12 protein-coding genes are annotated in these 13,570 nt (G+C 43.8%); 7 read left to right on the forward strand and 5 right to left on the reverse strand.

Annotation, left to right across the window (positions count from 1 at the left end):
- The first annotated feature begins 169 nt into the window (after positions 1-169).
- Both FY557_RS13875 and FY557_RS13880 read left to right on the forward strand, forming a co-directional pair.
- On the forward strand, positions 170-2,293 hold the full coding sequence (locus FY557_RS13875; protein ID WP_149247837.1) for a Tex family protein: 2,124 nt from the start codon (positions 170-172) through the stop codon (positions 2,291-2,293).
- Positions 2,294-2,304: 11 nt separating this feature from the next.
- On the forward strand, positions 2,305-2,889 hold the full coding sequence (locus tag FY557_RS13880; RefSeq protein ID WP_185151732.1) for an RDD family protein: 585 nt from the start codon (positions 2,305-2,307) through the stop codon (positions 2,887-2,889).
- A gap of 458 nt (positions 2,890-3,347) precedes the next feature.
- Here FY557_RS13880 and FY557_RS13885 read toward each other — a convergent pair whose 3' ends face one another.
- Positions 3,348-3,524 carry a histone H1 gene (locus FY557_RS13885; protein ID WP_149247839.1) on the reverse strand — a complete coding sequence of 59 codons (177 nt, stop codon included), beginning with the start codon at positions 3,522-3,524 and terminating at the stop codon, positions 3,348-3,350.
- A gap of 850 nt (positions 3,525-4,374) precedes the next feature.
- Here FY557_RS13885 and FY557_RS13890 point away from each other — a divergent pair.
- Together FY557_RS13890 and FY557_RS13895 are read left to right on the forward strand one after the other, a co-directional pair.
- Positions 4,375-4,596 (forward strand): hypothetical protein, encoded by a 222-nt coding sequence (locus FY557_RS13890; protein WP_149247840.1) that lies wholly within the window; start codon positions 4,375-4,377, stop codon positions 4,594-4,596.
- A 51-nt stretch (positions 4,597-4,647) separates the two neighbouring features.
- On the forward strand, positions 4,648-5,493 hold the full coding sequence (locus tag FY557_RS13895) for a transporter (protein WP_149247841.1): 846 nt from the start codon (positions 4,648-4,650) through the stop codon (positions 5,491-5,493).
- A gap of 147 nt (positions 5,494-5,640) precedes the next feature.
- Here the strand turns inward: FY557_RS13895 and FY557_RS13900 are convergent, their stop codons facing one another.
- The 3 genes from FY557_RS13900 to FY557_RS20150 all read right to left on the reverse strand — a co-directional run bounded on the left by FY557_RS13900 (position 5,641) and on the right by FY557_RS20150 (position 8,689).
- Complete coding sequence (locus tag FY557_RS13900) at positions 5,641-6,957, reverse strand: PQQ-dependent sugar dehydrogenase (protein WP_149247842.1); 1,317 nt, start codon at positions 6,955-6,957, stop codon at positions 5,641-5,643.
- 117 nt (positions 6,958-7,074) lie between these two features.
- Complete coding sequence (locus FY557_RS13905) at positions 7,075-8,145, reverse strand: TlpA family protein disulfide reductase (protein ID WP_185151733.1); 1,071 nt, start codon at positions 8,143-8,145, stop codon at positions 7,075-7,077.
- A 304-nt stretch (positions 8,146-8,449) separates the two neighbouring features.
- On the reverse strand, positions 8,450-8,689 hold the full coding sequence (locus FY557_RS20150; RefSeq protein ID WP_185151734.1) for a bacteriocin-like protein: 240 nt from the start codon (positions 8,687-8,689) through the stop codon (positions 8,450-8,452).
- A 318-nt stretch (positions 8,690-9,007) separates the two neighbouring features.
- Between FY557_RS20150 and FY557_RS13910 the strand changes: the two genes are divergently transcribed.
- Together FY557_RS13910 and FY557_RS13915 are read left to right on the forward strand one after the other, a co-directional pair.
- A complete protein-coding gene (locus tag FY557_RS13910; RefSeq protein ID WP_149247844.1) occupies positions 9,008-10,153 on the forward strand; it encodes a serine hydrolase domain-containing protein in 1,146 nt (381 codons plus the stop codon).
- A gap of 264 nt (positions 10,154-10,417) precedes the next feature.
- On the forward strand, positions 10,418-12,142 hold the full coding sequence (locus tag FY557_RS13915) for an FAD/NAD(P)-binding protein (RefSeq protein ID WP_149247845.1): 1,725 nt from the start codon (positions 10,418-10,420) through the stop codon (positions 12,140-12,142).
- A gap of 424 nt (positions 12,143-12,566) precedes the next feature.
- Here the strand turns inward: FY557_RS13915 and FY557_RS13920 are convergent, their stop codons facing one another.
- Positions 12,567-12,866: a hypothetical protein gene (locus tag FY557_RS13920; RefSeq protein WP_149247846.1), complete on the reverse strand. Its 300-nt coding sequence runs from the start codon at positions 12,864-12,866 to the stop codon at positions 12,567-12,569.
- A 319-nt stretch (positions 12,867-13,185) separates the two neighbouring features.
- Here FY557_RS13920 and FY557_RS13925 point away from each other — a divergent pair, with 319 nt between their 5' ends.
- Positions 13,186-13,557, forward strand: a complete 372-nt coding sequence (locus FY557_RS13925; RefSeq protein WP_149247847.1) for a response regulator — start codon at positions 13,186-13,188, stop codon at positions 13,555-13,557.
- The last annotated feature ends 13 nt before the right edge of the window (positions 13,558-13,570 follow it).

Raw genomic sequence — 13,570 nt, forward strand, 5'->3', positions numbered from 1 at the left:
TTATACATTTGATTTTTCAGCTAAATGATCCTGATTTCTTAAAGAGAAACGCTAAATTCAAACGGACATTAAGAATATATTGAAAAAACAGGATCGCAGCATCCTGTTTTTTTTATTTGCCGGACTTATTTTTTAAAAAGAAATGTATTTTAGCCGTTTAAAATTTCAGATGAATACCACCAGCTATATCCGACAATCCCTCAATATACCCGAAAAAAGCATCAATGCCACGCTGAACCTGCTGGCCGAAGACTGCACGATTCCTTTTATTTCCCGTTACCGGAAAGACCGGACCGGCAATCTTGATGAAACGCAAATCGAACAGATTTCCAGGCTGAATAAGCAGTTTGAGGATATGGTAAAAAGAAAGGAAAGCATTCTCAAATCCATCGGCGAGCAGGATGCCCTGACCCCCGAACTGCATCAGCGGCTACAGGAAAGCTTCGATCTCCAGGAACTGGAAGACCTCTACCTGCCTTTTAAGAAAAGGAAAAAGACCAGGGCGGATTCGGCCAAGGAAAAAGGCCTGGAACCTTTGGCGAAAATCATCATGAGCCAGAAAGCGCAGGATCTAAAGTTTCTGGCTTCAAAATACCTGAACGACCGGGTTTCTTCGGAAGAGGAAGCCTTGCAGGGCGCGAGGGATATCATGGCAGAATGGATCAACGAAAATATGTACGTGCGGAAAAACCTCCGCCGCCTGTTCCAGCGCAAAGCAGTGATTACTTCCAAAGCCGTAAAAGCGAAAAAAGAGGAAGAAGAAGCCCAGAAATTCTCCCAGTATTTCGAATGGGAGGAAAACCTCAGCCGCGCGCCTTCCCACCGGCTTCTGGCCATGCTGAGGGCAGAGGCGGAAGGTTTCGTAAAAACCAATGTGGGAATCGACAAAGAGGAAGCCCTCGAATTTATTGAAAAAGCGGTGATCAAATCCAACAACGAATCTTCGGATCAGGTTGCCTCAGCGATTAAAGACAGTTACAAAAGGCTGCTGGAACCTGCCATTTCCAACGAAACCCTGCAGGAAGCCAAAGAAAAAGCGGATAAAAAAGCCATTGAGATTTTTTCTGAAAACCTGACCCAGCTCCTGCTGGCTCCGCCGTTGGGCGAAAAAAGGATCCTGGCCATCGATCCGGGATACCGAAGCGGCTGTAAAGTCGTCTGCCTGGATGAAAAGGGCGACCTTCTCCACAACGAGACCATCTATCCCCACGCTCCGCAGAACGAGAGCGGAATGGCGATGAAAAAGATCCGGTCGATGGTGAATGCCTATCAGATTGAAGCGATTTCCATCGGGAACGGAACGGCCAGCCGCGAGACCGAATTTTTCATTAAAAAGATTGCCTTCGACAAGCCTCTGCAGGTTTTCGTGGTTTCGGAAGCCGGGGCTTCGGTGTATTCGGCCAGTAAAATTGCCCGGGATGAGTTTCCGAGCTATGATGTAACGGTCCGCGGTGCGGTTTCCATCGGGAGAAGGCTGGCGGATCCGCTGGCGGAACTCGTAAAGATCGATCCGAAATCCATCGGCGTCGGGCAGTACCAGCACGATGTCGACCAGGCCCGGCTGAAAAACGAACTGGATTCTACGGTAATGAAATGCGTCAATGCGGTCGGGATCAACCTCAATACCGCCAGCAAATCCCTGCTGAGCTACGTTTCGGGAATCGGCGAAAAGATGGCGGAAAATATTGTAAACTACCGCACGGAAAACGGGGCTTTTGAAGACCGGAAGCAGCTGAAAAAGGTCCCGCGATTAGGCGAAAAGGCTTTCCAGCAGGCGGCGGCATTCGTGAGGATCCATCAGGCGAAAAACCCGCTGGACAATTCTGCCGTCCACCCGGAAGCCTACGGAATTGTGGAAAAAATGGCGAAAGGCCTCGGCATTAAAACCGATGAACTGATTGCCAATAAAGAAAAGATTGCTTTGATCCAGCCTGAAAAGTACATCACCGAAGACATCGGGATCTTAAGCATCAGAGATATTCTGAAAGAGCTGGAAAAACCCGGCCTCGACCCGAGGAAAGCGGCTAAAGTGTTCGAGTTTGACCCGAAGGTGAAAAGCATCAGAGACCTCAAAACAGGAATGATCCTTCCGGGGATCGTGAACAACATCACGGCTTTCGGATGCTTTGTGGACCTGGGCATCAAAGAAAGCGGGCTCGTACACATCTCCCAGCTGAAAGAAGGTTTTGTTTCGGATGTGAATGAAGTGGTGAAGCTGCACCAGCACGTACAGGTAAAGGTAACGGATGTGGATGAAGCGAGGAAAAGGGTCCAGCTGAGCATGATCCTTTAAAGTGAATGGTCATGAGAATTTCAGAGCTTAAGGAAAAGAAAATCACTCGCAGGGCTACCCGGGATTTTGATGCAGACGGAAACCGTATTTACGATTTTTTCGAATACGATTTGCCTTATAAAAACAGTTTGTCTGACCTCGATAAACAAAGGGAAGTGGCTAAAATAATCGACATGCTTATTTTTTTCCTGATTTTCCTTTTTCTGTTTAAAAAGGATCCCGCACTCTCGTTCCTTTATTCGATACCCGGTGTTATCATTACGGGCAGTATTACCGAAGTTATCTGGGGAAATACACTGGGCAAAAAATTATTCAGAATGAAGGTAATTGATGATTTTGGAAATTATCCCGATTTTTTTACATCGCTGAAAAGAAACTTTTTGTGTCTGGCCAATTTTTATCCTTCCTTTTCAGAACATACCTCCACAACGGTTGCGATGGGTACCCAAACCAGAATGAGAACAAACATGAGTATGTACATGAATAATGAAATCTGCAAAACCTATATCGTAAAAGAAAAGAAAATGATAGAAATCAGAAGCATGCTGGCTTTAAAATCTGCCGAAAACAACGGACGGCTAATCGGTAAATTATAAATGGTCAATCCGATGCGCTCGTCAATTAAAAGGGAAAGGACTAATGGCGAATGGTGAATTTTAAAATTCATCATTTACCGGCAAAGCAAAATTCACTGGCGGCAGGCAGGGAAGAATGGTTTCATAAGCTGCGCTTGTCAGTTTTATGGTGATTTTAAAATGGATGATGACCAATTTTTTAATTGGAAATTATTAATTTTCTGTTCATACATATAAATACGGACGGCTCAATCATCAAACCCGGACAATAGCCTTAATCTCAGTTCCCCTCCGGCGTTGGAGGGGTGTCGAAAATTCAAGGAATTTTTGACGGGGTGGTTTACAAAGTGAATGGTCCATGGTCAATCCGCTGCGCTTTCCAATTCTTTTAAATTCACTATTGACTTGGGTAAGCAAAATTCACCGTTCACAACTGACTATAAAAAAACCGGCTCAGAAAGCCGGTTTTTTCAGAACAACTATTTTTTTGCTTCTTCTACAGAAACTTTTCTGAAATCTTTGAACAGTTTGCTTAGTTCCAAAGCTGATTTACGAGCTCTTGTTCCCGCTGCCTTGTTTCCTTTTTCTACCTGTTGGTTGGCTTCCGTTGTGAAAGCTTCAAATTCCGCGTTGATTTTTTCAATTAGTTCTTTCATTATTTCAAAAATTTAGGCTGCAAATATAGGTTTTATGGTAATTCCAGCCTAATTGTGAAGAAAAAATTTATATGAATTCGTACAGAAAACAGGCTTTTATTGGAAATGTGCCCTATTTCGGGGCCTGTAAAAACCAATACCGCCAAAAAACCGGGCAAAACGGATCATTGTCTCAAAGGAAGGGTCTTACATCAGGGAAATCGTATTTCCGGCTTTAAATTTAAAACAGTTAACCCTAAAGGTAAGCAGGACCTTTATCCTAATCCGGTTAAAGAAACACGACCGCTCCGTTTATGACGGAATAAAAGAGATCATTAAATCCGCGACAGCCTGCTTCCGTCCGTCCCAGACTTTTCCCATCAGGCCGTACGAAATTAAACCGGTTTAATTTTTACCTCCTGCCACTGCCCTGCCCTTGCTAAAGAAATAAACAGGCGTAAAAGCTTTTTCCGAAACGGGTTTTACAGACGATCTGAAAGCGGTGGAGATCCCGGTGCCGGTCCTGCACGGCGAAGACGACCAGATCGTCCCTTACGGGAATCCCGGCCTGAATCGGCAAAACTGCTGACAAAGGGCAATCTGACCAGCTACCCGGGATTCCCTCGCGGAATGCTGGCCACGGGAAGCAGACACCATCAATAAAGACATCCTGGAATTTATGGAAGCATACATGCTTTTTTAGCATATCCAAAATGCGGATCCTGTGGATCGGCATTTTTTTATACCACGTTAATCACTTTCAGGCCTGTTCAGGCGGTTCTGTTCATTTTGTGGCTCTGTTTTTGTGTTGCTTTTTACAGGGCTGCCTGACAAGGGTCCATTGATTTTTAAACACCAAAAAAATAGAGATATGCAATTCATTGAATTTAAAAAAGAACATTTTACCCACGACGAAGAACAGAACAGCTACTTCCTTGAAATATCGAAAGATGAGGTGGGATTTGACAACATTAAAATACAGAAGAAAAGCGGTGATCATCTGTCGGATGACCTCGACTATGAGATTATGGACCATCCTACACGCATCCGGGTTGTAGTGAAAGAACCTGAAGACATCCGGGTAAATTTTTAGATCCGCTTGTAATGGCGCCAAATGCCGGTTTAACCCCATAAAGACTAATTAATGAATAAGAACCATCACTTTGCGGCCCTGATATACAGCATGCTGCTTCTCCCTTCGGCGTACAGAGGGCAGGAAAATAAGGAGCAGCATTATTCCCTTTTTCATCCTGTCCCGGAATCATTAATGCGGGAAATGGAGACCGACCGACCGGACGTAACCGAATCGGCCTATACGATAGATGCGGGACATTTTCAGTATGAAACCGACCTGTTAAGGCTGACTAAAGAAAGATCGGATTCCAAAGAGGTTTCCACGGTACTGGTTAACCACGGCAACCTGAAACTCGGCCTTACCGGTTCTACGGCCATCCAGATCGGCTTTGAAACGTACGGCGTACAGCGCGAAAGGGATCTGTCTTCAGGAAGCATCCTGAGAACCGGTGGTTTTGGAGACATCAATGTAAGGATTAAACAAAACCTGATCGGAAATGACCACGGGAATTTCGTAATGGCCGTTTTGCCGTATGTTAAATTTCCGACGTCCGGATATGATGAAGAGAGCCGTTTTGAAGGAGGACTGATTGTTCCGATGCTGTATAAGCTTCCCGGCGAATGGAAACTGGGTTTCCAGGTAGAAGTCGACCGCCTGAAAGATCTCGATCAGCCTGCCATGCATACGGAACTGCTGCAGACCCTGACGGTCAGCCATTCGATCACCAAAGGGATCGACGGGATTGCGGAAACCTATTACACCTATGATTTTAAAGCCCATCAGCTGGCCAATTACATTAATGCCGCGGTTGAAATCGATATAGCCAAAGATTTCAAGGTCGATGCAGGACTTAATTACGGGATCCAGCATCAGGCCCAGAAACATTATTTTATCGGTGCTTCTTACCGGCATTAATGAGCTAACTTAAGCAGATGGTAAGAAGAATGCTGGAAGTTATTCTAACTGTGTCAAACCAATACCGGATTACAGCAACTTTATAAATTTCTGAAATAAAAACAGGCAGTCTTACGGACTGCCTGTTTTTATTTCAGGTAATTAGAACTATTTCTTATTGTACGCTACCCTCCAGACGATACCGCTTACATCATCGGCTACCAATAAGGATCCGTCTGCAAGCTGAAGCACGCCGACCGGCCTGCCGTATACATCGCCTTTCGGTTCGTTGGCAATGAAACCGGTAAGGAACGGCTGATAGGAACCGGAAGCCTTTCCGTCTTTAAAAGGAACGAAAGCGACCTGATATCCGACCAGTGACGATCGGTTCCAAGACCCGTGCTGGCCGATAAATGCTCCGTTCTTATATTTTTCCGGAAACTGTGACCCGGTGTAAAAGGTTAATCCCAGTGATGCCGTGTGGCTACCCAGCGGAACATCCGGTACGATGGTTTTCGCTACCAGATCCGGCTTTTCGCCTTTTCTTCTCGGGTCTTCATTCTTTCCGAAATACGCATACGGCCAGCCGTAAAAAGCCCCCTGTTTCACACCCGTAAGGTAATCCGGCACCAGCTCGTCACCCAGTTCGTCCCTTTCGTTTACTACGGTCCAGAGTTCCCCGGTTACGGGGTTCCAGCTCATGCCTACAGGATTTCTGAGACCCGATGCATAAATCTTCTCCCCTCTTCCGTCCGGGCCTACTTCCAGGATATCCGCCCTTCTCAGTTCGTTTTCCATCCCGTTTTCACCCACGTTGCTGCCGGATCCTACGGAAATATATATTTTTGACTGGTCTTTATTGGCGATCAGGTTCCGGGTCCAGTGGTTGTTGTAGCCGCCTGCAGGAAGGCTTACAATCTTTTTACCCGGCTGGGTAATCTTCGTATCTCCGGGCTTATAAGGATAAACCCACACGCCGTCGGTGTTGGCTACATAGAACTGATTGCCGATGATCAGCATTCCGTACGGCTGGTTCAGGTTGCTCAGAAACACCGACGAAGATTCCGGAATGCCGTCTTTGTTGGCATCGCGGTACATCAGGATCCTGTTGGCCGATTTTCCGCCGACTTCCGCATCGCTTTTCCCGCTGATGTCGTTCTCGATTTTCTCGGAAACCGAACGTTCGGAATTGGACAGCACCACAAAGATGTCGCCGTTCTCAGCCTGGATCATGTTTCTCGGGCTTTTGATATTTTCCGCAAAACGGGTAACGGTGAACCCTTCAGGAGCCGTGGGTGTTTTGCCTGCAGGCCAGCCGATTACGTTGCTGAACTTATTTTTGGCGCTTTTTTCATCAGGCGGCGGAAGCTTTAAAGTATCGTTTTGGGTAACGGCAGTATCGGCCTGCCCGGTTCCGTTGGATTTGTTTTTTTCCTTGCAGCTGAACAACAATAAAGCAGTCACCGGTAGTAGATAGATTTTCATAATATTTCGATTGTATATGTTTCAATGATCTGCCAAAAAGTTACAAAAACCATTCCTTAAAATGTCGAAATCATTACTTCAAATAAAAAACGGTTAACTGACCGTTAACCGCTTTTGTTACTTCATGTATGTTTTCAACTCCTTTAAAAAATCAGCTTCCTGGGGTGTTGCCAAGTTAGGATGTACGACATTAAAATCTTTATCCAGTAAAATATACCGGGGAAGCTCGTTTAAATTAATTTTCCTGATTATATTTTTATTATTTTGAGTCTCAGCAAATAAATAAGAATTGAAAAGATCCATATTCCGGGCTTTTCCAGACCATTTTTCTTTATCCTTTGTCCTGTCCATACTAATATAAAAGATTTCAAGCTCTTTGGGTAAATCCATCTGATGCATCGCTTCTATATTTTGTAAGCACGGGATACACCAGGTTGCCCAGAAATCCAGCAGATAATATCCGGACTTATGTGCTGAAAGCACATTTTTTAATTTCACGACCCGATCTCCATCATGGACATCAAATGATAAGATTTGATTTTTTACAGACTCTGGTTTTTTATCGGTTTCCAGTAACTTCTTCAGTGAATCCTTATGATTTTTATAATACTCTGTATCCTCAAACCATTCTAAATTCCTGGCATAGTCCGGATATTTACCTTCTTTATACTGCACCAGATGATTGGCAATTCCGATTTCTATTAAGCCGTTATATACGCTGTTTTTACTTTTATTTAAATTCAGCAGATAAATGCTGTCTTTTTTTGCCTGCAGGTACTGATATATAACACCTAATAAATCCGTACTCCAAACCGGCTTTTCCAGACTTAACAAATAATTCTGTATTCTTTTATCTTCCGGCGATAGTAAAGATAACTGCTTATAAAAAACCAGATCATTCAGTGACAGGAGATTATTATCTGTAAAATTCTTCTTATTATCAGCATGTAAATTTTCTATCTGCCGTACTTTCTGTAAAGCGGTAATTTTATTGGTTTTCCTGGTTATTTCCTGATAAGCATTGGTGATGTTGTCATAGTTTATGACAGTTCCGTTATTATTCTCCAGTTTTATGTCACCGTTTTTTTCATTAAACACAAATTCTATCCGATCAACAGGCTGGCCAATGAAATAATTATGATAATGAGGAACAAACTTATTATCCGTCATGGTAAAAGTTCTGTACAAAAGAGTATAATCAGAATTTACCGGCTTCAAGATTTTTTGACTGACCGTTCGGGAAATACCGGATGTATTCTCAAAATAAATATTCTTACTGCTTAAATCGAAATCATTATACATTAAGGAAGCCGCAGTCTGAGGTGGTATGTTTTTGATTATTATTTCTAAAGAATCACCCGATACGGATTGCGGTAAAATATTTTCGCCGGCAGGAGCAGGAATAACTTTATTTTCCGATTTATTACTGCAATTAAATAGGATAAACAAAAAAAGCAGGCATAAAAACCTGCTTACATTAGCGTTTAAAAGCTTAATTGCCAAATCCGTCATATGCACAGTCGTATTTACATCTTGTAGCACCATGTCCGCCATTCAGTATTTCTACACATGCAGCATTTGCACCGGAAGATGCCTGTTGATTCGTACCTGCGAAATATTGAGTGTGAACTTCAGTGGTCCCATTAATTGAGATCGTAAGTTTACAGGCTGAACCTTTTCCGCCATTAACGCTTTTTAAAGCGTTTCTAGAAAGTTTTTCGAAATTTTTCATATGAATTAATATTTAATGTGGTGTAAATATATAAAATATAATTCAAAAAGAAGAGATAAATTAATTAAATAAAAAACATTGTTAATCAGTCAATTAAAATCCATTAAGGTTTATCATTTTTAAAATTCCCCACATACGACATCCGGCGCAAATATTAAACGGGCAGGCTGTCTAAATGTTTTGGTATAATATTATGTAGATAGTAAAAGATCCGGTACTAGAGGAATAGAATAACGGCGATCATAGGTTGTAAATTCGGATGGAGGCTGCCAATAATATCAGAAAAAAATGATCGGTCTTTAACTGCAAGATTAATTTATGAGAAAAATACTAACGGCATTCGCATTGGGAACTTCAGCAGCAGCAGCAGTCATCTGTCTTGCAGGATACGGCTATATTTTCAAAGCAGCCGCCCTGAATCTGAAAAAGGGAGCCGTTACCCCATCCATTGATGATGAAGGGAAATTTCCTTCCCGGCCGGTTCCGAATATGACCGCTGAACCCTGGGAAAAAGATCCCCTGTACAACCGCAATATGCTTTCAGAAGAGATTTTAGATGAACTGAAAAAAACCCGGGCTTCCTCTCTTTTGGTGGTACAGGACGGTAAGCTGCTTCACGAACAATACTGGAAGGACCATGATTTCTCCTCCCTGATGAATTCTTTTTCCATGGCCAAAGGAATTCTGTCTATCCTTGTCGGATGTGCTGTTGATGACGGTTACCTGGAATCCGAGGACCAACTGGTTTCAACCCTGTTTCCAAAATATGGGGAAAGTTTTTACGGAAGACACCTTACCGTCAGGCACCTGATGACCATGCAGGCCGGATTCGACTGGATCGAGGAATACCGCCACCCTTTTGCCGAAAATTCGAAACAGTATTTCGTGGAAGACCTGGCAGAACAGGTTTTTGATATTGATTTTATAGAAATGCCCGGTACGAGATATGAATACCAGAGCGTTGCCGCCCAGCTGCTGGGGCTGGTGCTTCGAAAAGCCGTTAACCGGGATCTCGCAACGTACCTTTCCGAGAAAATATGGAAACGTTTAAACATGGAATTTCCGGCAAAATGGAGCACCGATGAAAAAGGAACGGAAAAAGCTTTCTGCTGCATCCACGCTACCGCCAGGGATTTTGCAAGGCTCGGGCAACTGATCATGCAGAACGGCCGGTGGAAAGACCGGCAGCTGATCAGTGAAGATTACTGCCGACGGATGCTCACCCCGACTCCGGAAAACGATGCATTCTGCTTCACCATCTGGGCCGATGATGAGAACGAAATAAAATGCCGGTTCTTTTACGGTTTTCTCGGCCAGTTCATCATTATGATCCCGGACCAGAACATGGTGATTGTAAAAACCGGATTTTATAACCGGCTGGAGGTCGACAAAAAAATGAGACCGCTGCAGGTAAAATCACTCATCAGTGCCCTCTGCCCCGGTAAACAGCCAACAGCAATATAAACCGTAAACAACCGTAAATTATCCGTCCGGAAACCGTTTTATACGGTTCCGTAACTTTTAGGTACCACACGGCGAATTACAGGCATACTTATTGTAAATTATGACGGAGATCATAAAAGGATAAGCAGTAATTTTGTAATCATAGTGTTCCCGACCGATTTTTATAAAGATGTAAAACAACAGCAATACCGAAAAACATACTGCTGTTCGCTATTGCTGATTCCCGCTTTTATGATCTGAGAATAACCGCAAAATATCAGCATCATGAAAAAACCCGACCGCATTGCGATCATCGGAGGGGGACCTGCCGCTCTGTTCACCGTCAAACATCTTATCTCCGAACAGGTATTGCCCGACCAGTTATATATCTTTGAAAAGAGCAGCCGCCTTGGAGCAGGAATGCCTTACAGCGAACGCGGTGCCTGCCCCGAGCATATAGCCAACGTATCAGCCAATGAACTCCCCCATTTACCGGAAAGCCTCACCGGATACCTCATGCGTAAACCTTATCCTGAAGATCAGGATTTCAGTGATTACAGAAAGATTAATGAATATCAGGTAATCCCCAGGTTGCTGCTTGGTAATTATATGGAAGAGCAATTCAGGCTTCTTTTGAACCAGGCCCGGAAAACGGGCACCGAGGTAAATGTTCATAAAGAAACCGCAGTAACGGATATGTATAAAAAAGATGATGCGTTTCATATTAAGACGGACCAAGGCGATGAATTTATCTGTTCCCGTGTCATTCTCTGCACCGGACACCATTGGCCGAAAAAGAACGAGGGAAAAGTACAGGGATGGTATGACTCTCCTTACCCACCATCCAAATTTACAGGGATTACCAACCATGCGGTAGCTATCCGGGGAACTTCGCTTACTGCTGTGGATGCCGTAAAAACCCTGGCCCGCCTCAACGGTACGTTTACAAAAAAAGATAATGAATATACTTATACCCCGCATGAAGAGAGCCGGAATTTTTCGATGACCCTTTTTTCAAAAAGAGGCTATCTGCCGGCATTGCGGTTCCATTCCGAAGGCAGCCCGTATTCGGAAGGCTGGATCATGTCGCAGGAGGAAATTTATGAATACAAACAGAAAAACGGCGGTTTTGTAGGCCTGGATTATGTTTTTGAAAGGAATTTCAAAAAGCCGCTGCAAAAAAAGAATGAGAAATTCTATAACGAGATCAGAGATCTGAGCATTGAGGAATTTGTAGAAAAGATGCTGGGCCTGCGGGATGAGCTGGACAGCTTCGAGCTTTTTAAAGCAGAATACCGCGAAGCACAGAAATCCATCGAAAGACATCAGACGATTGCCTGGAAAGAAATGCTTGCGGCATTCAGCTATGCCATCAATTATCCGGCAAAACATTTTTCGGCAGAGGATATGATGCGGATGCGCAAGTCTCTCCTACCGCTGATTTCGGTAATTATCGCCTCTCTTCCACAGTCTTCCTATCAGGAAATTATCGCCCTGTACAACGCAGGGATTATCAACCTTATCAGCGTGGACGACAAAAGCCATGTGGAACCGGACGGAAATGAAGGTGCGGTTTACCATTACAGGGACGATGCAGGAAACCGGAAAGCGGAGCACTACCGATTGTATATCGATGCCATCGGCCAGCAGCCGGTACAGTTCAATGATATTCCTTTTGAGGGACTGCGTAACGGCGGAAGCATCAGTTCGGGCTATCTTAAATTTAAAGACAAAAACAATGGTGCGGAAGCTTTTGAAGAAGACCCTTCCCGCATCCTGAAAATAGAACCGGATTATTTTTACCTGCGGGTAGACGGACTGAATATCAATGATCATTTCCAGGCCCTGGACTATTACGGTGAAGCAACAGAAAATCTATACATCATGGCGGTGCCCTATATTGCGGGACTGAATCCGGACTACTCCGGACTCGATTTCTGTGATACCGCCGGAAAAAGAGTGGCCCGTGCTATTAAACAGATTTGTGGTACCAACCAACTGGTATCGTAAATTATATAATATTAAACCTATTGCAAAGGCAGGCAAATAATTTTTTGCCTGTTTTGTAGTTTAAAAAATAACATTCAAATCAGCTGTTTACAAATCTCAAAGCCCGTCTGCAACTGGAAAAAACAGAGAAAAAAAACAAAGGAACAACAATCTGCCATTCCTTTTAAATACACTCGAAATACAATTTATAAAATTTCAGGGATAAAAATAGAGGATATTTCAGTTGTATCATATGACTGAAATCATGAGCAGCTGTTAAAAAGATTCCTGTTGCTGATAACCAGGCTTTATGGCAGAAACATATCCTCCGGCTGGGGCAAATACAATTGCGGCCGTTATAATGGCCGAGGAAGGATTACCGGCCAGCATATTGCCGGACGCAGATCCGAAGGACAGGCCCGGATGAGCATGGGGATCAGAATCATCATGCTGATTGTCCCTTATAAATCTTTTGCTGTGTGGAATCGACGGGGAAGCATAGAATACGGCAGTACCATGATCGGGACTCGGCCGATGCCTGATGCCACAGTCGGCAGGAAAATAAGGCATGTGTCTTAAGAAACGGAACCGTCATCAATCCGGCCTGAGCTACGGCAACTTCAACCTGGTGGAAAATCGCTTTTGCCCGGGTGAGATCGGAAGCTGCAGCGGAAATGGCTTTAGTATTTCCGGTGATGCTGTTCGCTTTCATTTCATCGTCTTCGGAAGTCCCGTATAAGACCATCTAAGCATTGGTGACAAACTGCCCGCAGATAAAAAGGGCGCACCCTGAAAAAGGTAAACCCGGGCCAGCTGCCCAAAAATTTCAGGCATCCCCCGGATGGCCACGGCAATTCCTGTGAAATGGGTAAAGAAGAAATCCTAAAGTTCGGTCAAGCTTACTTTTTTTGACTCTCGGCTGATCATATTAACCGATAAACTTCCAGCCTCCAGCTTCCATTCTGTTAATATGCAGCCTGCTTCGGACCAGGTATTTTAACCTGCACCTAAAAAAATTAGCCTGGCAAATAAAGATTGGCTCTGTTTTTGCCAGCCAACCGTATATGAAAACAATTTTTATCGTTGAAGATGAGACAGGCATCAGAGATGCATTACAGCTGCTCCTGTCATTTGAGAATTATGATGTACGTTCCTTTTCCACTGCGGATGCATTTAATAAAAGAGACAAATCCGTAGTTCCTGATATTTTTATTCTTGATGTACGGTTACCGGACGGTTTAGGTACTGATCTATGCAATGAGCTGAAGCAGGATCCTTTAACTTCCAATACGCCGGTAATGATCATCAGCGCTCATGCAAAAGAAGCGACCGTCATCAATTCCTGTGAGGCGGATGTATTTGTATCGAAGCCTTTTGACATTGATGATGTGATCGTTAAAATTGAGCATCTGATCGGCAATTTACAGAAGAATTAATTCGCCTGAAAAC

The organism is Chryseobacterium sp. SN22, from assembly GCF_008329705.1.
Taxonomy (GTDB): domain Bacteria; phylum Bacteroidota; class Bacteroidia; order Flavobacteriales; family Weeksellaceae; genus Chryseobacterium.